Source organism: Sphingomonas sp., assembly GCF_042095875.1.
In the GTDB taxonomy this organism is placed as follows: domain Bacteria; phylum Pseudomonadota; class Alphaproteobacteria; order Sphingomonadales; family Sphingomonadaceae; genus Sphingomonas.
Window position 1 is genome coordinate 12,842 of the sequence record NZ_JBELMJ010000008.1, and the last position, 18,562, is coordinate 31,403.

16 protein-coding genes are annotated in these 18,562 nt (G+C 66.6%); 6 read left to right on the plus strand and 10 right to left on the minus strand.

Going from position 1 to position 18,562, the window contains the following annotated elements; all coding sequences use genetic code 11:
• Positions 1-134 precede the first annotated feature (134 nt).
• The 3 genes from sdhA to sdhC are packed head-to-tail and all read right to left on the minus strand — an operon-like array spanning position 135 to position 2,745.
• Complete coding sequence (gene sdhA, locus ACFDS6_RS04750) at positions 135-1,934, minus strand: succinate dehydrogenase flavoprotein subunit (protein ID WP_375270963.1); 1,800 nt, start codon at positions 1,932-1,934, stop codon at positions 135-137.
• Positions 1,934-2,311 carry a succinate dehydrogenase, hydrophobic membrane anchor protein gene (gene sdhD / locus ACFDS6_RS04755; RefSeq protein WP_375270964.1) on the minus strand — a complete coding sequence of 126 codons (378 nt, stop codon included), beginning with the start codon at positions 2,309-2,311 and terminating at the stop codon, positions 1,934-1,936. Before sdhD ends, sdhA begins: the two co-directional genes overlap by 1 nt.
• A complete protein-coding gene (gene sdhC / locus ACFDS6_RS04760; protein WP_375270965.1) occupies positions 2,311-2,745 on the minus strand; it encodes a succinate dehydrogenase, cytochrome b556 subunit in 435 nt (144 codons plus the stop codon). The genes sdhD and sdhC overlap by 1 nt, the downstream gene beginning before the upstream one ends.
• A gap of 115 nt (positions 2,746-2,860) precedes the next feature.
• Here sdhC and ACFDS6_RS04765 point away from each other — a divergent pair, with 115 nt between their 5' ends.
• From ACFDS6_RS04765 to ACFDS6_RS04780, 4 genes are read left to right on the plus strand one after another with little or no spacing between them, the layout of a single operon-like run.
• Entirely contained in the window at positions 2,861-4,240 is a 1,380-nt protein-coding gene (locus tag ACFDS6_RS04765; RefSeq protein WP_375270966.1) for a methyl-accepting chemotaxis protein, read from the plus strand.
• 10 nt (positions 4,241-4,250) lie between these two features.
• The gene (locus ACFDS6_RS04770; RefSeq protein WP_375270967.1) at positions 4,251-5,600 is read left to right on the plus strand and encodes a methyl-accepting chemotaxis protein; all 1,350 of its coding nucleotides are present in this window, start codon (positions 4,251-4,253) and stop codon (positions 5,598-5,600) included.
• A gap of 48 nt (positions 5,601-5,648) precedes the next feature.
• A complete protein-coding gene (locus tag ACFDS6_RS04775) occupies positions 5,649-6,347 on the plus strand; it encodes an SDR family NAD(P)-dependent oxidoreductase (RefSeq protein WP_375270968.1) in 699 nt (232 codons plus the stop codon).
• Entirely contained in the window at positions 6,337-7,290 is a 954-nt protein-coding gene (locus ACFDS6_RS04780) for a 50S ribosomal protein L11 methyltransferase (protein WP_375270969.1), read from the plus strand. The genes ACFDS6_RS04775 and ACFDS6_RS04780 overlap by 11 nt, the downstream gene beginning before the upstream one ends.
• 19 nt (positions 7,291-7,309) lie before the next feature.
• Here the strand turns inward: ACFDS6_RS04780 and phhA are convergent, their stop codons facing one another.
• Positions 7,310-8,182, minus strand: coding sequence for a phenylalanine 4-monooxygenase (phhA, locus tag ACFDS6_RS04785; RefSeq protein ID WP_375270970.1), 873 nt, complete (start codon positions 8,180-8,182; stop codon positions 7,310-7,312).
• A gap of 25 nt (positions 8,183-8,207) precedes the next feature.
• Here phhA and ACFDS6_RS04790 point away from each other — a divergent pair, with 25 nt between their 5' ends.
• Positions 8,208-8,858: a TIGR02117 family protein gene (locus ACFDS6_RS04790; protein WP_375270971.1), complete on the plus strand. Its 651-nt coding sequence runs from the start codon at positions 8,208-8,210 to the stop codon at positions 8,856-8,858.
• 17 nt (positions 8,859-8,875) lie between these two features.
• Here the strand turns inward: ACFDS6_RS04790 and ACFDS6_RS04795 are convergent, their stop codons facing one another.
• The 6 genes from ACFDS6_RS04795 to uvrA form a co-directional block, all read right to left on the minus strand.
• On the minus strand, positions 8,876-9,250 hold the full coding sequence (locus ACFDS6_RS04795) for a hypothetical protein (protein ID WP_375270972.1): 375 nt from the start codon (positions 9,248-9,250) through the stop codon (positions 8,876-8,878).
• Between the two features lie 7 nt (positions 9,251-9,257).
• Entirely contained in the window at positions 9,258-9,869 is a 612-nt protein-coding gene (locus ACFDS6_RS04800; protein WP_375270973.1) for an SOS response-associated peptidase, read from the minus strand.
• A gap of 9 nt (positions 9,870-9,878) precedes the next feature.
• A complete protein-coding gene (locus ACFDS6_RS04805) occupies positions 9,879-11,315 on the minus strand; it encodes a hypothetical protein (RefSeq protein ID WP_375270974.1) in 1,437 nt (478 codons plus the stop codon).
• Positions 11,312-11,503 carry a hypothetical protein gene (locus ACFDS6_RS04810; protein WP_375270975.1) on the minus strand — a complete coding sequence of 64 codons (192 nt, stop codon included), beginning with the start codon at positions 11,501-11,503 and terminating at the stop codon, positions 11,312-11,314. The genes ACFDS6_RS04805 and ACFDS6_RS04810 overlap by 4 nt, the downstream gene beginning before the upstream one ends.
• Positions 11,504-11,672: 169 nt before the next feature.
• Positions 11,673-14,105: an SIR2 family protein gene (locus ACFDS6_RS04815; RefSeq protein ID WP_375270976.1), complete on the minus strand. Its 2,433-nt coding sequence runs from the start codon at positions 14,103-14,105 to the stop codon at positions 11,673-11,675.
• Positions 14,106-14,184: 79 nt separating this feature from the next.
• On the minus strand, positions 14,185-17,097 hold the full coding sequence (gene uvrA, locus ACFDS6_RS04820) for an excinuclease ABC subunit UvrA (protein ID WP_375270977.1): 2,913 nt from the start codon (positions 17,095-17,097) through the stop codon (positions 14,185-14,187).
• Positions 17,098-17,275: 178 nt separating this feature from the next.
• Here uvrA and ACFDS6_RS04825 point away from each other — a divergent pair, with 178 nt between their 5' ends.
• Positions 17,276-18,328: a hypothetical protein gene (locus tag ACFDS6_RS04825; RefSeq protein ID WP_375270978.1), complete on the plus strand. Its 1,053-nt coding sequence runs from the start codon at positions 17,276-17,278 to the stop codon at positions 18,326-18,328.
• Positions 18,329-18,562: the final 234 nt, after the last annotated feature.

The window sequence follows — 18,562 nt, forward strand, 5'->3', positions numbered from 1 at the left end:
TGATCCAACCTACCGGCCTGCTCGCCGCCTTAACGTCATTCCGGACTTGATCCGGGATCCTGCTTTTCTCTAGCGTCGAGAAGAAGCGGGGTCCCGGATCAAGTCCGGGATGACGGGAGTGAGTGTAACGTCGCTTAGTAGACGCGCTTCTTGGGTTTGATGTAGTCGATGTCGTCGGTGAGCGAATAGTCGTGCACTGGGCGATAGTCGATCGCGACCTGTCCGCCCTTGCCGCCCCAGCCGTCGAACGTCGCGATGGTATGCTTCATCCAATTGGCGTCGTCGCGATCCGGGAAGTCCTCGTGCATGTGTGCGCCGCGCGACTCCTTGCGGTTGTCGGCCGAGCGCATCGTCACCACCGCCTGCGACAGCAGGTTATCGAGCTCGAGCGTCTCGATCAGGTCGGTGTTCCAGATCAGCGAGCGATCCTTGACCGACACGTCGCCGATCGCGCCGTAAACCTGGTCGATCTTCTCCACGCCCTCCGCCAGCAGCGCCGTGTCGCGGAACACCGCGCAATGCTTCTGCATCGTCTGCTGCATCTCGCGGCGGATCTGCGCGGTCGGCGTGGAACCGGCGGCGTTGCGGAAGGTGTCGAGGCGGGTCAGCGCCATCTCCTCCGAACCCTTGGGCAGCGGATTGTGCGAGGTGTTGGGCTTCAGGATGTCGCGGACACGCAGACCGGTGGCGCGACCGAACACGACGAGGTCGATCAGGCTGTTCGAGCCGAGGCGATTGGCGCCGTGAACCGACACGCACGCCGCCTCGCCGACCGCGAACAGGCCGGGCACGACCGCGTCCGGATTGCCGTCACGCAGGTTGACGACCTCACCGTGATAGTTCGTCGGGATGCCGCCCATGTTGTAGTGGACGGTCGGCGTGACCGGCAGCGGCTGACGCGTCAGGTCGACGCCGGCGAAGATCTTGCCCGTCTCGGTGATGCCCGGCAGCCGCTCGTGCAGGACCTTGGGATCGATGTGGTCGAGATGGAGGTAGATGTGGTCGCCGTTCGGGCCGACACCGCGGCCTTCGCGCATCTCTGCCGCCATCGAACGCGCGACGACGTCGCGGCTGGCGAGGTCCTTGGCCGAAGGGGCGTAGCGCTCCATGAAGCGCTCACCCTCTGAGTTGGTGAGGTAGCCGCCTTCGCCGCGCGCGCCCTCGGTGATGAGCACGCCCGCACCGTAGATGCCGGTCGGGTGGAACTGCACGAACTCCATGTCCTGAAGCGGCAGGCCGGCGCGCAGCACCATCGCGTTGCCGTCGCCGGTGCAGGTGTGCGCCGACGTGGCGGAGAAGTAGCAGCGACCGTAACCGCCGGTCGCCAGCACGACGTTGTGCGCGCGGAAGCGGTGGATCGAGCCGTCTTCCATGCACAGCGCGATCACGCCGCGGCAGACACCGTTCTCCATGATCAGATCGAGCGCGAAATACTCGACGTAGAAGTCGGCGTCGTACTTGAGCGACTGCTGATAGAGCGCGTGCAGCATCGCGTGGCCGGTACGGTCGGCGGCGGCGCAGGTGCGCTGCACCGGCGGGCCTTCGCCCATGTTCTGCATGTGGCCGCCGAACGGGCGCTGGTAGATCGTGCCATTGTCGTTGCGGCTGAACGGCACGCCGGCGTGCTCCAGCTCGTAGACCGCCTGCGGTGCCTCGCGCACCATGTACTCGATCGCGTCCTGGTCACCGAGCCAGTCGGAGCCCTTGACGGTATCGTACATGTGCCACGACCAGTGATCGGGCGAGTTGTTGCCGAGCGACGCGGCGATGCCGCCCTGCGCCGCGACCGTGTGGCTGCGCGTCGGAAAAACCTTGGTGATGCAGGCGGTCTTCAGGCCGCTCTCCGCGATGCCCATCGTGGCGCGCAGGCCGGAGCCGCCCGCGCCGACGACGACCGCGTCATAGGTGTGGTCGATGATCTGATAGGCAGCCATTACTGCGCGGCTCCGAAGGCGATCTTGAGAATGGAGAAGATGGCAACGCCCGCGATCGCCGCGGCATAGACGTTGAGCAGCACGATCGCGACGAAGCGGCTCTGCATTCGCGCGTAATCCTCGATCGCGACCTGCAGACCGAGGCGGAAGTGGTACACGACCGACACGATCAGCAGCAGCATCGGGATCGCGACCCAGGCCGAGCTTAGCCACAGCCTGACGGTCGCGAAATCATAGGACGGCAGCATCGCGATTGAGGCGAGCAGCCACACCATCAGCAGCAGGTTGGTGCCCGCGGTCAGCTTCTGGTGCCACCAGTGGTGCACGCCCTCGTGCGCGCTGCCGTAGCCGCGGACGCGGCCGAGTTCGGTGCTCATTACTTCAACCCCAGCCAGAGCCAGAACAGGATCGTCATGACGATCGAGAAGACGAAGGTCAGCCGCGCCGCGAGCTGGTTCACCTTCAGTTCGAACGCCGCACCCGTGTCCATGACGAGGTGGCGGATTCCGCTCGCCATGTGCTGGAACACCGCCCATGTCAGCCCGATGCCGATCACGTAACCGACGATGTTGAGGTTGCCGCGGTCGGTGGTGAACAGATCGACGAAGGTCGCGTACGCGCTCTCGCCCGAGGCGATCGCGGCGAGGAACCACACTAGCAGGATCGCGCCCACGGTCGCCATCGCCGCACCGGTCGCGCGGTGAATGATCGACGTCAGCATCGCGGGGCTGAAACGGTAGTGGAATTGCATCGGACCCGTGAAGAGGTGCGGGCTCCTCGGGCGGGGACGGGGTGCGGGACGGCTGGCCAACGACGGTTCCTTTCAGCCTACGCACTTAGCCGCGATGACGCGCGATGCAAGCTCGGTGCAACGCTCGTGGCTGGTTCAACGCGGCATTAACCGTTCAAAGGTAAGAGCGAGGGCCATGACCTTCAACACGGAGACCATCTTGTTTACCGACCTGCCGGCGCCAGGATCGATCGCGGCGCAAGTCGACCTCGCGGCGCGGTTCCGGGTGTTCGACATTGAAGGACGCCTGGCGGCGCTCAGCCGCACCGTGTGGGACGTGCTCGCGCCGGAGGTGAGGGCGGTGTCGACCGCTTACTGGGAGCAATGGCGGCGGTGTTTCGAGAGTGGCCAGGTGTGGGCGCCACACGACACCGAGCGGATGATCGACATCGGTTGCCGCTTCCTGGAAGATCGCTTCCTGCGGACGCGCGAGCGGGCGTGGGTCGAATCGATCGAGCGCTCGGTCGCTTCCGCCTACGCCGCGGGCGTGTCGCCCCTGGCGCTGTTGTCGATGATCAGCGCGAGCGACCGAGCCGCGCTCGACATCGTGATGCAGCGCGCGACCTCCGCCGACGCGCAGCTGACCGAGTTGATCGACACGTTGATGCGGCTGTCGGCGCTGGAAGGCGAGATCACCGTCGAGATCTACAACGCGTACCGCGAGCACAGCGCGCGCGTCGCGCGTGACCGGCTGGCGGCCGAGTTCCGTGACGGTATCGCCGCCACGGTGCAGGCCGCGACGCACGACGGCAGCGGTTTGCGCGTTCAGGCATCGGGTGCATCGGCGTCGGCGCGGGGCATGCTGGGCAAGACGAGCGAAGTGGCGGCGGCGGCCGAGCAGTCGGCGGTGGCGATGCGCGACGCGGCCTCAACCGCGGCGGGTTTGATCCGCGCGATCGAGGATGCGCGGATTGAGGTGGAGGCAGCGGCCGAGATCGCGACGCGCGCGGGCGTCCAGGCAGGCGACGCGGTGACCGTGTCGGGGGCGCTGAGCGAACACGCCAAGTCGATCGAGTCGATCCTGGGGCTGATCCGCGATATCGCGGGGCAGACCAACCTGTTGGCGCTGAACGCAACGATCGAGGCGGCGCGTGCCGGAGACGCCGGGCGCGGTTTCGCGGTGGTCGCGCAGGAGGTGAAGAGCCTCGCCAACCAGACCGCGCGCGCGACCGACGACATCGCGGGCAAGATCGCGGCGATACAGGCGGCCACCAAGGTAACGGTGGATACCTCCGCCTCGATACGGTCGACGGTGCTGGAGGTACAGGATTCCGCCACGCGCATCCGCCACGCGATGGAGGCGCAGGCGCACACGGTGACTGCGATCACCGCGGCGGTGGACGAGACGGCGCTCGCCGCCGACTCGATGTCGCACACCGTGGCCGCGATTCGCGTCGACACCGAGGCGGTCGCCTCGGAGATCGATGCGCTCGGCAGCGGCTTCGCTGCCCTGTCAGTGCGATTGGGAGCGCTCGACGGCAGTGCGGACCAATTCGCGAGCAAGGTCGCCGCGTGAGAGGATGGGGATGAAGGCTGCTATCTGGAGTTCGGGCGAGCGCGGCTTCGCCGATCAGGTGCGCGACTATGACTGGGACGGCGCGATCGCGCCCGTCTGCGCCGAGATCACGCGGGTGCTCGAGCAGGGGGATGGCTGGCATCAGGTCTCGGTGGCGTTCTGGGAGCATTACCTGGCGCTGCCGGTCGCTACGTCGTTCCGCAGCACGCTGGGTGACGCGGGGCTGGAGAAGCAGCTCGCGCGCAGTGCGCAGTACACGCGCATGCGCTACGCGCAGCCGTTCGACGACGCGTGGCGGCGGATGGCACAGGCGCACGTCGAGCTCGCGCGCGTGACGGGCGTGCCGCTGCCGTCTTTACTCGCCGCACTGTCGTTCGCGCACGCGCGCGCGCTGCAGCTGGTGCGGGCGGCGGTTGATCACGCGGCCTTCGCGCGGGTTGCCGACGTGATGCAGCGGCTCGCACTGGCGGAGGCGAACGTGATGGCGACCCATCTGGGGCAGGGCGAAGCCGAGCGCACGAACGCGCAACGCAGTGCGGCCGGCGCGTTGTTTCGCGAACAGATTTTCGACGGGATCGGCGATGCAGCCAGTTCCGGGCAGCGAGCGCGCGTCCAGGCGTCGGGCGCGTCGGCGTCGGCGCGCGGAATGCTGGGCAAGACCAGCGAGGTGGCGGCGGCGGCCGAGCAGTCAGCGGTGGCGATGCGCGACGCGGCCTCGACCGCGGCGGGGCTGATCCGCGCGATCGAGGATGCGCGGATCGAGGTGGAGGCAGCGGCCGAGATCGCGACGCGCGCGGGCGTTCAGGCAGGCGACGCGGTAACGGTGTCGGGAGCACTCAGCGAGCACGCCAAGTCGATCGAGTCGATCTTGGGGCTGATCCGCGACATCGCCGGGCAGACCAACCTGCTGGCGCTCAACGCCACGATCGAGGCGGCGCGTGCGGGGGACGCCGGGCGCGGCTTCGCGGTGGTCGCGCAGGAGGTGAAGAGCCTCGCCAACCAGACCGCCCGCGCGACCGACGACATCGCGGGCAAGATCGCGGCGATCCAGGCCGCCACCAAGGTGACGGTGGATACCTCCGCCTCGATCCGGTCGACGGTGCTGGAGGTACAGGATTCCGCCACGCGCATCCGTCACGCGATGGAGGCGCAGGCGCACACGGTAACCGCGATCACCGCGGCGGTGGACGAGACGGCGCTCGCCGCCGATTCGATGTCGCACACCGTGGCCGCGATCCGCGTCGACACCGAGGCGGTCGCCTCGGAGATCGACGCGCTGGAAGGCGAGTTCGCGAGCGTCGAGGCGCGGCTGGAGACGCTGCGTGGATCGGCGGAGGAGTTCGCGCGCAGCGTCGCCTGACGTGCGCCCGGCGTTGCTGCGTGCGCGGACGCGTTCTAGACGCGGCGCATGACCAACATCCTTCTCACCGGTTCCAGCCGCGGCATCGGCGCGGCGATCGCCGACGCGCTCACGGCAGCGGGCAACAACGTCGTCGGGCATGGCACGTCGAGCGGCATTCCGGCCGACTTCGCCGACCCCGCCGCGCCCGACCGCTTGTGGGAGGCGGCGCTTGAGCAGCTGAACGGCCGCGTCGACGTGCTGATCAACAACGCGGGCGTGTTCGAGGCCAATCCACTGGACGGCGACGACGATGCGTGGCGCGCGGGGTGGGAGCGGACGATGCAGGTCAATCTGACCGCGTCGGCGATGCTGTGCCGCCGCGCCGTTCGCCACTGGCAGGAACGCGGGCACGGCGGGCGCATCGTCAACGTCGCCAGCCGCGCGGCCTATCGCGGCGACAGCCCGGCGCACTGGCATTACGCGGCATCGAAGGCGGGCATGGTCGCGATGACGAAGACGATCGCGCGCGGCTACGCCCGCGAGAACATCCTCGCCTTCGCGATCTGCCCCGGCTTCACGATGACCGGCATGGCGGAGGATTACCTGGAGAGTCGTGGCGGCGACAAGCTGCTCGCCGGCATTCCGCTCGGTCGCGTGGCGATGCCCGACGAGGTGGCGGAGGCGGCGCGCTGGCTGGCGCTCGACGCGCCGGCATCGATGACGGGCGCGGTGCTCGACGTGAACGGGGCGAGCTATGTCCGCTGAGGCTGGTGCGATCGAGAGCTGGCGCGTGACGTTGCCGTGCACGCGCGCCGAGGCCGAGGCGATCGACGCGGCGGACGAGTTGACGATCGACGCGGTGCTGATGACGACGGAGGAGGTGGAGGACGACCGAGAGCATTGGCGGCTCGACGCCTATTGCGCGCATCAGCCCGACGCTGAGATGATCGCGAGCCTGCGCGCACTGGTGCCGAGCGCAGGCGTCGCCGACGCGATCGTCGAGCCGCTCGCCGCGCAGGACTGGGTGACGATGAGCCAGGCGGGGCTGGAGCCGATCCGCGAGGGGCGCTTCGCGGTGCATACCAGTGCCCATCCGATCGCCGCGCCGCCGGGCGGGCGCGCGTTCCTGATCGACGCCGGGCAGGCGTTCGGGACCGGGCACCACGCGACGACCGCTGGCTGCCTCGCGATGCTCGACGGATTGGCCGAACAGTCGTTCACCAACGTAATCGACCTGGGAACCGGCACGGGGCTGCTCGCCTTCGCCGCGCGGCATCTATGGCCGGAGGCGACGGTCACCGCGACCGACATCGATCCGGCGGCGATCGTGGTGACTGAGGAGAATGCGGCGGCGAACAAGGTTGCCGGGCTGCGGCTGGTGGTGGCGGACGGGGCGCTGAGCGACGAGGTCGCGGCCGGCGCGCCTTACGACATGTTGATCGCCAACATCCTCGCCGGCCCTCTGATCTCGATGGCGCCGGAGGTGGCGGCGATCGCCGTGCCGGGCGCGACGATCGTGCTGGCGGGGCTACTGGAGGTGCAGCACGACGAGGTGGTGGCGGCCTTCGCAGCGTGCGGGTGCGTGCTGGAAGCGTTCGACCGGCGGGGCGACTGGACGATCCTGCGGCTGCGCGCCGGAGCCGAGCGCTACGTGCCGAGCAAGCCGATCGACCCCAAGGGCCGCGACGGCTGGGCGCTCGACCTGTAGGCGAGCGACCGGCCGGCGGTCAGGCAGCGACCTTGCTGCGGGCGTAGGCCTGCGTCCCCTCGGTCAGCACGCGGTCCTCTGGGATGATCTGCGCCACCGGGATGTCGGGTAGCTGCTTGAGCTCGGTGTAGAGCGGGGCGAAGTCGGTTTCGACCGTGGCGCGGAGCAGCTCGTCGAAGCTCGGGATAACGAAGTAGTTCTGCTGGAAATCGTCGATCCGATACTCGGTGCGCATGACGCGGGCGAGGTCGAAGGCGATGCGATTGGGGCTGGCGTCGTCGAGCGCGAAGCGGCTCTCCGCGGCGGAGGAGACGATGCCCGAGCCGTAGATGCGCAGGCCATCGTTCTCCTGGATCAGCCCGAACTCGACCGTGTACCAGTAGAGGCGACCGAGATACTTGAGCGCGTCCATGCCGAGCGCGCGCTGCCCGCCCTTGCCATAGGCTTCGAGATAGTCGGCGAACACCGGGTCGGCGAGCATGGGGACGTGGCCGAAGATATCGTGGAAGACGTCGGGTTCCTGGAGGTAGTCGAGCTGATCTGGGCGGCGGATGAAGTTGCCGGCGACGAAGCGGCGATTGGCCATGTGGTCGAAGAACACGTCGTCGGGGACGAGGCCGGGCACGGCGACGACCTGCCAGCCGGTGAGCTTCATCAGGCGTTCGGACAGCTCGGCGAAGTCGGGGATGCCCGGCTTGTCGAGGCGGAGCACGTCGAGCCCGCGCAGCCACGCGTCGCTCGCGCGGCCGGGCAGCAGTTTCGACTGGCGGGCGAACAGCGTGTCCCAGGTCGCGTGCTCCTCGGGCGTGTAGCTCGCCCAGTTCTGCGCGATTGTCCAATCGGCGGAGGCGTCGGCGGGCGGGGCGGTCAGGACGTGCGTTTCCTCAGTCATGGCGTTGTTCTAGCATGAGCGGGTGATGCGCCAAGCCCGTCGTCTCTCTTTCGTGCTGCTGAGCCTGGCCGCCGCCGCTGCGGTCTATCTGTCGGCGGGGCTGATCGGGGCGGCGTGGGTGACGAACCGCGACTGGCGTCCACCCGCCGAGGGCGTGACGATCTGGATCGAGGACAATGGCATCCACACAGACTTGGTCATGCCCAAGCAGGCGGCGGGGGTGGATTGGCGCCGGGTGTTCGGGGGCGGGGCGTTGCGGGAGCCGGCGTATGCGGGGTTCGCGCACGTCGCGGTGGGATGGGGCGAGCGCGGGTTCTTCGTCAACACGCCGACGTGGTGGGATCTGCGACCCGGCACCGTGATCGCGGCGGCGGTGGGGAGCGAGGATACTGTGCTGCACGTCGAGCATGTTCCGCGGCCGGTTGAGGGCGAGCGGGTGCGGGCGGTGGTGCTGACGCCGGCGGAGTACCGGCGGCTGGCGCGGGTGGTGCGGGGCAGCCTGGCGGCGGGGGAGCCGGTGCGCGGTTACGCCGGATATGATGCATTTTACCCGGCGCATGGGCGGTACGACCTGCTCAACACGTGCAATGCGTGGACCGGGCGCGCGCTTCGCCGAGCCGGGGTGCGGGTCGGGCGGTGGACGCCGTTCTCCGCCACCGTGAGCTGGTGGCTCTGACCAAGCGCGCGGAGAGGTCAGTTGGCGGCGCCGGTCTGGTTCGCCATCTCCCCGCGGTTGGCGGCGAGCGTGGGGGCGGGGCCGGTGGCGGGGCGGAGCGACTCGCGCTCGCTGTCGGGCACGGCGGCGGTGGGATCGGGGCGGAAGTCGACGGGGGCGCGGTTGGTGCCCGGCGTCGGGGCGGCGGGCTTCAGGTCGGGGGCGGGGTGTTCGCCGCCGTCCGGGCGCCCGCCTAGCAGCTTGTCGAACAGGCCGAAGCGCAGCGCACCGAACAGGCCGGCGGCGACCGCGCCGATCCCGGCGGCGACGGCGACGCGGCTGGTCTTCTTCACCGGCTTGTCGGCGGGTTTGCGGTTCGCGCTGCGGCGGGTTGCGGGGTTGTTCTGTGCCATGAGCGGGTCAACCCGTGGGCGGGGCGGGCGTTCCGTCGACGCGCGCGGGCACCAATGTACCCGCGGGTGCGGGGCGGCACAGCTCGGCGGATGGCGCGGAGCCGTCAAGCCAGCGCGCCCAGTCGGAGCGGTCGAGCACCACGACCTGGCGGTCGTGATAGGGGGCGATGTCGGGGCCGGGCTCGGTCGTGAGCATGGAGAATGCCTCTCCGACCGTGTGGTCGCGCTTCCACACGCCGGCAATACAGAACCAGGGGTCGCGGGCGTGGGTGAAGATCCAGCGGGTCTTGCGCTTCTGCCCCGGCGGGGGCGCGGTGAATTCGTAGAAGCCGTCGACCGGGATCAGGCAGCGCCCGCGCGCGATGGTGCGGCCGTCGGAGCGATAGTTGTAGACCGGCCGGCCGTGCGCGCCCGGCCAGCTCCAGCGGCAGGTGACGAGCTCGGCCTCGTTGCTCCCTTCCTCCACCGCGCGGACGATCACGGTCGGGTCGGTGATGCGGACCGAGGCGAGCGGGGCCATGTTGGGCAGCCCCTCCGGGAAATGGAGCGGGATGCGGAGCTGCGCGAAATCCGCGCGGAGCAGGTCGAGGTCGATGCGGCGGGCGGCTTCGTTGCACATCGGGCGATGCTAGCCAGGCGCGGGCGCGCTGGCGAGCATCGCCCTACGGGCAAGCGGTGCGCACGCACCGGCTGACGACGCGGCTTTGCCGCGGCGCGGTTTCCGGTTCGGTTTGGCCGCGAGCGCGGGTGGTGGGCTGTCGTCCGATGAGGTGACCGTTGCCAAGTCTGCCGGGTCGGGATCGGCGCTGGGGCGGTCCGCTTCGTTATGGTCGGCGCGGGTGGGCGGTTCGGGCGGTTCGGCGCAGGCAGGGTCATCGTGGCGGTGCGCACTCGCCGGCGCTTGGCACGGGTCGTCCTCGTCCGGATACGAGATTTCCAGCACTTCGTACTCTTCGTCGTCGTCGCGGCCGGCGCGGGCGGCGGCGGCGAACCAGGCGTCGCGCTCGCGGCCCTCGGTGATGTGGCGGACGGCGGATTGGATGCGGTGCTGGCGTTCGAGCTGCTCGACCTCGTCGTCGTCGAGCTCGCGCTGATAATCGGGGTCGCCCCACTCGCCGTCCTGCTCGCCCATGAAGAAGTCGGGTGGGGGAAAGCGGGTGCGCCAGGCGTCGGCGTCGTCGCACCACCAGACCGGATCGGGGCGGTCGGCGGGGCTGACGTACTCGGGCAGGTCGGGGCGAAGTGGAGGAAGTGGAGGTTCACACGCGCTCTCCGCAAGCGGTGGGGGCGGGGCGAGCGCGACGAGGCCGGCGGCCTCCGCGCGGGTCCATTGCTCGGCGCTCCACGCGGCCCGGTCGGCGGGGTCGAGGTCGGCGACGTCGACGTCGGCGGCGTGTGCGGCGCGGGTGCGGAGATACCGGTCGGCACGGGCGAGCGCGAGGACGGGGGCGAGATCGGCGTGGGTGTCACCCTCGCCATCGGGCGCGAGGCGGGTGCCGAGGAACAGCCCGGCGCGCGCGGGCGCGGCGTGGGTGCCGAGCAGGTCGAGGAAGGCGTCGAACTCACCCGCGACGAGCCGCGCGGCGGTGCCGTGCGCGCTGGCCGAGGCGGCGTCGGCGAAGCGATCGAGCCGGTGGAGCATGTGGGTCGCGAGGCGATTGTCGTGGCGGTAGCGGGTGACGGTGGAGCCGTCGGCGCGGGTGATCGTCTCCTCCTGACCCTCCAGCGCGCGGGTGAGGAGCGTGTCGGCGAGCGCCTCGCGCGCCAGGAGCCGCGCGCCGTCCCAGGCGAGCGCGAAGGCGGCGCCGTTCGTGCGGCGGCGCAGCGCGTAGGCGGAGGATACGGTGAGCGCGACGCGGCGGCATGCCTGCTCGACAGTGTCGCCGCCGGCGATCGCCTCCACGAAGCTGCGCTGGCGATCGGGGGTCCAGCCGTCGTGGCGGGTGGGCGCGGGGGCGGGCGCGGGCGCGGCGTGCGCTTCGGGCTCGGGCGGCTGGTCGGCGGGAGGTTGATCGGGGGCGGGCAGGCGGTCGGGGGTGAGCGCGGGGGTGGGGAGCGGGGTCATCGGCGGCACAGCCCGTTCGCGCGGAACAGCGCCTCCATCGCGCGCGCGGCGACAATGTGTTCGGGCGCAAGGCGCGTGGTGGCGATGCGGCCGGCGTCGACGTGCGCTTGCCATTCGCGCCACGGCTGCTCGCCGCTGTCGGGAGAGGTGTCGATGGGGAAGGCGGGGTAGAGCGGTAGCGTGTTCATGCGCGTGGGTCCCGTTGGTTGGGGGGACCGGGAGGTAGGCATGGGAGGCGCGTGTAGGACAGGCCGGCGCGGCAAGGCGGTAGCGAAAGCTAGCGCCGCGCGCACCAGCGCCGGCCCGGCCAGCGGCGCCAGCAGCGCCGACTGACGACGCGGCAGGGAAGGTAGCAGTCTATTTCAGCGCGCCAAGCTTTGCGAGAAGTTCTCCCGTTTCACGTATAAGAACATCCACATCTTTACTCTTTCCTTTGTGTTTGTTCTCGTATTGGATGGCTTTATCTCTGATGTTTCTGGTTTCAGCTATAAAGGTTTGTTGTTGATCAGAGCGCCAATTCGCGAAGTGCTTCTGTGCGAAAGCGCGATAGGCCCGACCAGATTTGAAGGGATAATGCCTATTATCCTCTAAATACATTTGTTTAGCTAATCCAGAAACGGCCTCACTAAAAAGATCAAAGGCATCTTGAGAGTCAGCAGCGGATGATGAAAACTTAAGTAAGTACCGATTGTAATAGTTGTCTATTCTCTTAAAGTTCGGACGCTTCTGCTTATCCTCTCTAAAGTAAGCGTTCTCAAATGCATCAGCCGCAACATCTAATTCATCAAAGGCGGTGGCAGCAATTCCTAGTTGCAACCAGTAATCTGGATTTTTATAGGTCTCTGAAATAGGGCGTATTTTCTCGTAGAACGACAATACCATATCTTTTTCGCTTGGCCCACTCAGGATCGGCTGCAGTCGGTTGAATTGCATGAGCCTCACAAAAACGTCGTCGTAGACGTCGAAAGGCTGTTTTTCGTGGGCTGCGATTCTAAAAAGCTTAAGCAAAGCTTCCAGGATAATACTACGATCTTTAACGCGCTTTAGGATAAAAGAACTGAGTACCCCATTTCGTGGAAAAACATGACCAGACTGAACAAGTAAGAAATACTTGACCTCATCAGCGTAGTTCCGAAGAACCCCCTTAACAAATTGAGGGTCAAAGGCTCCCACCCAATCAGCAATGCGAAATTGGGCTCCTAATACGTTTACCGAGCAGGCAGCTACGAAAACTTCCGTTGCTCTTTTATTAAAGAGAATTGGCTCGAGAATACGGTCGATGCGGTTCTGAACGTCCTTTGACTCTACTATCTCCAACAGTAATCGGTAGAGAGATCCCTGCAAAGAATGGGTTATGTACCTCGCGTTAGTGTGCTCACTTAATCCGGAGCGTTCGCCCCAGTACCCACCGAAATCAAGCAGACTTGTGAAGGCGCTTGCGTCAGGATCGCTAATTCGATCCAGTACTACCTCAAAGACTCTTCCAACAAGCGCTGGGCTATTTAGAAAGTCACCGTACAACTCATGCTGAACAGACTGTTCAGTTAAAATAAGTCTATGTCTTGCATTTCTCTTTTGTGCATAGTCAATAATAGTTCTTCGAAAAGTCGAGTAACCCTCAAAAACAACCACAACTCGATCATCTAGACTGGCAAGTTCGTCTAGCTCTTCCGAAAGGCGCGCGCCATGTTCCGCGAAGTAAGCGCGATATCCCTGCTGCACGAAATTGGCGACTATGGTGAGGGCGGCTGCGGATTTTCCAGAAACAAACTCTCCAGTGATCAAAACATCTCTATATAAACCTCGACGCATTAAATCCAATGCCTCGGCTGTTTGTGCGCGATTTATAACGAACGGTTTATCGTCGAAAACTGAGTCATTCTCGACAACCTCTCGCTCTGGAAGCGTGCCAAATACCAATTGAGCATCGAGAAGGCGACTTGGCTCCACACGGGTGGGTACCTCACTTGAGCCAATTTCACGAAGATGTGAAAACCGCATTTTACGAGAGCTAGGAGAGTAGTCACTTAGGCTCTCATCCATAGCAGCTAAGAGCGCGATGGCGCCTCCGCCAGGTATTTGGCCGTATTGCGAGATGGTATCTTCTTCAATCTCGTCAACGTTTGGATGCACGAAGAAAAATGTTTTGCTTTTTATGTTACTGGAAAAAATTACTCGCGCTATATCAAGATCATAGAGGCTGTACCCCACAAAGATAATAGCGCGGGCATTATCTAAATCCCTGGAAAAATAGCCATACCAAGGACTCTTTTCGAAGTTCCGGGTCGCGTATGAGCGATCGGAAAGAGAAAGGTCACTGTCAATAGATGCGGGTGAGACTGTAGCAAAACGACCATTGATGTGAAGAACGGTGCCGATTTTTCCACTGGAAACTGATGACTCTAGTTGACAGGAGTTTGTCGGTTGCTTCCGATCTCTAGCAATCTCAATTGCATCGTCATAGTTGGTCGTATAAATCCTTTTCCAAGGTAGGCTGTACAGCCTAGCTAGAAGATCATCCACTTCTACAATACTTAAGTTTTCCTTAAGTATGTCATAGAGGCCGTCAGCTCCTACGCCCTTCCGAATGGCAAATCCTGCAGCCCGATCTAAGGGGGGAGCGTCAGGCTCGTCGTCCAAACGTCCCAATATTCGGTTGCTAAGCTTGGTACCATCGGGCAGCGGGCCTTTTGGGCCTTTGACCAGAAAACCAACACCTGCACCTACGAATAATATCGCGTCTCCGTCCGCCGCGATGCGGATTGCTTCGTGTAAGGTTACGTTGCTCATACGCAATGGCTAAGACGTGAACCTGCAATGTCAAATCTCAAGCCCGCCCGCGTTTAATCGCAGGTAAGTGTCCTTACCCTCACTCCGCCGCCATCGCCTCCGCCACCTTCCGCTTCCGCAGCAACGGCGCGAGGTAGTGCCCGGTGAAGCTGCCCTTCACCTTCGCCACCTGCTCGGGCGTGCCTTCGGCGACAACGCGGCCGCCCTTGACGCCGCCTTCCGGCCCCATGTCGATGATGTGGTCGGCGGTCTTGATGACGTCGAGGTTGTGCTCGATCACGACCACGGTGTTGCCTTGTTCGACGAGGGCGTGGAGCACTTCGAGGAGCTTGCGCACGTCCTCGAAGTGGAGGCCGGTGGTCGGCTCGTCGAGGATGTAGAGCGTGTTGCCGGTGGCGCGGCGGGCGAGTTCCTTGGCGAGCTTGACGCGCTGCGCCTCGCCGCCGGAGAGTGTGGTCGCCTGTTGGCCGACCTTGACGTAGCCGAGGCCGACCTCGACCAGCATCGCCATCTTGTCGCGGATCGGGGGCACGGCCTTGAAGAACTCGGCCGCGTCCTCGACCGTCATGTCGAGCACGTCGGCGATCGAGTGGCCCTTGAACTTCACCTCCAGCGTTTCGCGGTTGTAGCGTTGGCCGTGGCAGACGTCGCAGGTGACGTAGACGTCGGGGAGGAAGTGCATCTCGATCTTGAGCACGCCGTCGCCCTGGCACGCCTCGCACCGGCCGCCCTTGACGTTGAAGGAGAAGCGGCCGGGCTTGTAGCCGCGCGCTAGGCTCTCGGGGAGGCCGGCGAACCAGTCGCGGATCTGCGTGAAGGCGCCGGTGTAGGTCGCGGGGTTGGAGCGCGGGGTGCGGCCAATCGGCGACTGATCGATGTCGATGACCTTGTCGAGATGCTGGAGCCCGGTGATCTTGTCGTGCTTGCCCGCCAGGATGCGCGCGCCGTTCAGCGTCCGGCTGGCGGCGGCGAAGAGCGTGTCGATGGTGAAGCTCGACTTGCCCGAACCCGACACGCCGGTGATGCAGGTGAAGGTGCCCAAGGGGATCGACGCGGTGACGCCGGTCAGGTTGTTGGCGGTGGCGTTGTGGACGGTGAGCTTCTTGGCCGAGCCCTTGCGGCGTTTGGCGGGGACGGGGACCTCGCGCACGCCGTTCAGGTAATCGGCGGTGACGCTGCCCTCGGTTGCCAGCACCTCCTCCAGCGTGCCGGCGGCGACGACCTGCCCGCCGTGGACGCCCGCGCCCGGCCCCATGTCGATGACGTAGTCGGCGGTGCGAATCGCGTCCTCGTCGTGCTCGACCACCAGCACGGTGTTGCCGAGGTCGCGGAGACGCCGCAACGTGGCGAGCAGCATGTCGTTGTCGCGCTGGTGCAGGCCGATGCTCGGTTCATCCAGCACGTAGAGCACGCCCGAGAGGCCGGAGCCGATCTGCGATGCGAGGCGGATGCGTTGGCTCTCGCCGCCAGAGAGCGTGCCGCTGGTGCGATTCAAATTGAGGTAGTCGAGGCCGACGTTGTTGAGGAAGCCCAGGCGCTCGACGATCTCCTTGAGGATCCGCTCGGCGATGGCGCGCTGCTGATCGCCCAGGTGCTGTGGCAAATCGGTGAAGAAGGCGAGCGCGTCGACGACCGAGAGGTGGGTGGCGTGGCTGATGTCCTGCTGCGCGATCTTGACCGCGAGCGCCTCGGGCTTGAGGCGCGCGCCGTGGCACGTCTCGCAGGGTTGCGCGGACTGGTACTTCGACAGCTCCTCCTTCATCCACGCGCTCTCGGTCTGGAGCATGCGGCGGTTGAGGTTGCCGATGACGCCCTCGAACGGCTTCTTGACGTCGTAGGACTTCTTGCCGTCGACGAAGGTCAGGGTGACGGGCTTGCCGCGCGTGCCGTGGAGGATGGTCTTCTGCACCTCGGGCGGCAGCTCGCCCCAAGGAGTGTCGAGCGCGAAGTCGAACTCGCGCGCGAGGGAGCCGAGCACCTGCATGTAATAGGGCGAGGGCGGGTTGGACTTGGCCCAGGGGACAACCGCGCCCTTCTTGAGCGACAGTTCGTGATTGGGCACGACGAGATCCTCGTCGAAGATCAGCTTCTCGCCCAGACCGTCGCACGCGGGGCAGGCGCCCTGCGGCGCGTTGAACGAGAACAGGCGCGGCTCGATCTCGGGAATGGTGAAGCCCGAGACGGGGCAGGCGAACTTCTCGGAAAAGACGATGCGGCCGTCGGGGGCGTGGTCGCCGAGGACGGCGCTCTGCGGCGTGCGGGGTTCGACCGGATCGGCGGGGTCGACGTAGGCGAGGCCGTCGGCGAGTTTCAACGCGGTCTCGAAGCTCTCGGCGAGGCGCGTCGCGATGTCGCCGCGGACGACGAGGCGGTCGACGACGACCTCGATGTCGTGCTTGAACTTCTTGTCGAGCGCGGGCGCCTCGTCAATCTCGTAGAGCTCACCGTCGATGCGGACGCGGGTGAAGCCCGCCTTCTGCCACTCGAGCATCTCCTTGCGATACTCGCCCTTGCGCGCGCGCACGACGGGGGCGAGCAGGTAGAGGCGCGTCCCCTCGGGCAGCGACATGATGCGGTCGACCATCTGGCTGACCTGCTGCGCGGCGATCGGCTCTCCGGTGGCGGGGGAATAGGGCACGCCGACGCGCGCCCAGAGCAGGCGCATGTAGTCGTAGATCTCGGTCACGGTGGCGACGGTCGAGCGGGGATTGCGGCTGGTGGTCTTCTGCTCGATCGAGATCGCGGGGGAGAGGCCCTCGATATGGTCGACGTCAGGCTTCTGCATCAGCTCCAGGAACTGGCGCGCGTAGGCGGACAGGCTCTCGACGTAGCGGCGCTGCCCCTCGGCATAGATGGTGTCGAAGGCGAGGCTGGATTTACCCGAGCCCGACAGTCCGGTGATGACGGTCAACGTGTCGCGCGGGATGTCGACGCCCACGTCCTTGAGGTTATGCTCGCGCGCGCCGCGCACCGAAATCGTCGTCAAAGCCATGTGGGGCGTTCTACCTTCGTTCCGCGGCGGATGCCAGTATGCGGGAGATAGTAACGCGGGGAGGGGCTTGCGAGGTTCGTGCGTCGGGGGACCTGCCGCGGTCGGGCGAATGCGGCTTGTCAGCGCGTGCGCGGCGACCGATGCTGCGGGTAACGAGGGGGCGTCGGTGATGCGGGCGATGAGCGGATGGCTGCTGGTGGCGGCGGCGATGATGGCTGCGACGACGGGCGTGGCGGCGGCGCGCGAGCTGGCGGTGCCGGCGGGCAAGGGCTGGCAGCACGCGGAGACGGGCGTGATCCTGATGCCGACGATCGCCGGGCTGACGCGCACCGAGCTGAGCGACGCGACCGCGGGCGAGTTCGACGTGACCGCGCGGTACGAGGCGGCGGACAAGAGCGTCATCACCACTTTGTTCCTGTTCCACCCCGCGACGGACGACGTCGCCCTGTGGTTCGACCGCTCGCGCGCCGCGCTGGAGGCGAACGACGATTTCCGCGGCATGTCGCCCGCGAGCGCCGCGCCGGTCGCGTTCGCGGCGCCGGGTGCGACCGCGGCCTCGTCGCTGCGCCAGGTGTACGCGAGCGCGGGCGGGCGGTTTCGCAGTACCGGGTTGGCGGTGGTGCCGGTCGGCGAGTGGCTGGTCGCGCTGCGCATGACCGCGCCCGCGCTCAATGCGACGCAGTTGGGCGAGCGGATGGCGCAGGTGATCGCGGGCGTGCGCTGGCCGCCCGCGGGCATGGCAGGGACGGCCGCGGCGGTGCCGGTCGCGGCGTGCGCCGAGCCGCTGCGCTACGCCAAGGCGAAGATGGTCAAGGCGGACCTGGCCGACGTGCTGATCGGGTTGAGCCTGGCGACGCGGAGCGCGGGCGAGAAGGCAGGGGCCGGGGCGAACAGCGAGAAATCGGGGCAGGGCGCGCCGGCGACGTGGTGCCGCGACGCGGAGGACGGGGGCAAGTACGGCGTGTACCGCGCGGGCGGCGCGACGGACAGCTACCTGATGGCGCTGGGCGACGCGGGGCGGGTGATCCACGTGACGCCGTCGCTGATGGGGCAGGTCAACAAGACGGGCGCCTACGCGGTGACGCTGACCGACGTCGACGGCAGCGCGTCGACCTTTCCGTCGTTCAACAAGATGCCCGCGCCCGCGCAGGTGTGGTCGACGGTCGCGGGCGGCAAGCCGTCGGCGCGCGCGCAGGGCAAGCAGGTGACGCTGGACGCCGGGGCGCTGTAGCCGCGGGCGCGCCGATGAGCGGATCAGGCGGTCGAGCGGAGCGTCTCTCGCCCGGCTCGATTTACTGTTTCCGGACGGGGCCCAAGGAGCAGCGGGATCCCGGATCAAGTCCGGGACGACGAGAAGGGCAGCGTTGTGGCGGGCGGGCGGGGCCACCGGGCGGTGTCGCGCGTTGAGGCGGGCGAGGAGTGCGACTGACATGAGCGACCTGCCCCCACGCGGAAGCCCCGACAA

Bases quoted from the DNA above. Each gene is read 5' to 3' on its own strand.
- sdhA (WP_375270963.1), bottom strand. From the start codon at position 1,934: ATGGCTGCCTATCAGATCATCGACCACACCTATGACGCGGTCGTCGTC.
- sdhD (WP_375270964.1), bottom strand. From the start codon at position 2,311: ATGAGCACCGAACTCGGCCGCGTCCGCGGCTACGGCAGCGCGCACGAG.
- ACFDS6_RS04765 (WP_375270966.1), top strand. From the start codon at position 2,861: ATGACCTTCAACACGGAGACCATCTTGTTTACCGACCTGCCGGCGCCA.
- ACFDS6_RS04770 (WP_375270967.1), top strand. From the start codon at position 4,251: ATGAAGGCTGCTATCTGGAGTTCGGGCGAGCGCGGCTTCGCCGATCAG.
- ACFDS6_RS04775 (WP_375270968.1), top strand. From the start codon at position 5,649: ATGACCAACATCCTTCTCACCGGTTCCAGCCGCGGCATCGGCGCGGCG.
- ACFDS6_RS04780 (WP_375270969.1), top strand. From the start codon at position 6,337: ATGTCCGCTGAGGCTGGTGCGATCGAGAGCTGGCGCGTGACGTTGCCG.
- phhA (WP_375270970.1), bottom strand. From the start codon at position 8,182: ATGACTGAGGAAACGCACGTCCTGACCGCCCCGCCCGCCGACGCCTCC.
- ACFDS6_RS04790 (WP_375270971.1), top strand. From the start codon at position 8,208: ATGCGCCAAGCCCGTCGTCTCTCTTTCGTGCTGCTGAGCCTGGCCGCC.
- ACFDS6_RS04795 (WP_375270972.1), bottom strand. From the start codon at position 9,250: ATGGCACAGAACAACCCCGCAACCCGCCGCAGCGCGAACCGCAAACCC.
- ACFDS6_RS04800 (WP_375270973.1), bottom strand. From the start codon at position 9,869: ATGTGCAACGAAGCCGCCCGCCGCATCGACCTCGACCTGCTCCGCGCG.
- ACFDS6_RS04805 (WP_375270974.1), bottom strand. From the start codon at position 11,315: ATGACCCCGCTCCCCACCCCCGCGCTCACCCCCGACCGCCTGCCCGCC.
- ACFDS6_RS04810 (WP_375270975.1), bottom strand. From the start codon at position 11,503: ATGAACACGCTACCGCTCTACCCCGCCTTCCCCATCGACACCTCTCCC.
- ACFDS6_RS04815 (WP_375270976.1), bottom strand. From the start codon at position 14,105: ATGAGCAACGTAACCTTACACGAAGCAATCCGCATCGCGGCGGACGGA.
- uvrA (WP_375270977.1), bottom strand. From the start codon at position 17,097: ATGGCTTTGACGACGATTTCGGTGCGCGGCGCGCGCGAGCATAACCTC.
- ACFDS6_RS04825 (WP_375270978.1), top strand. From the start codon at position 17,276: ATGAGCGGATGGCTGCTGGTGGCGGCGGCGATGATGGCTGCGACGACG.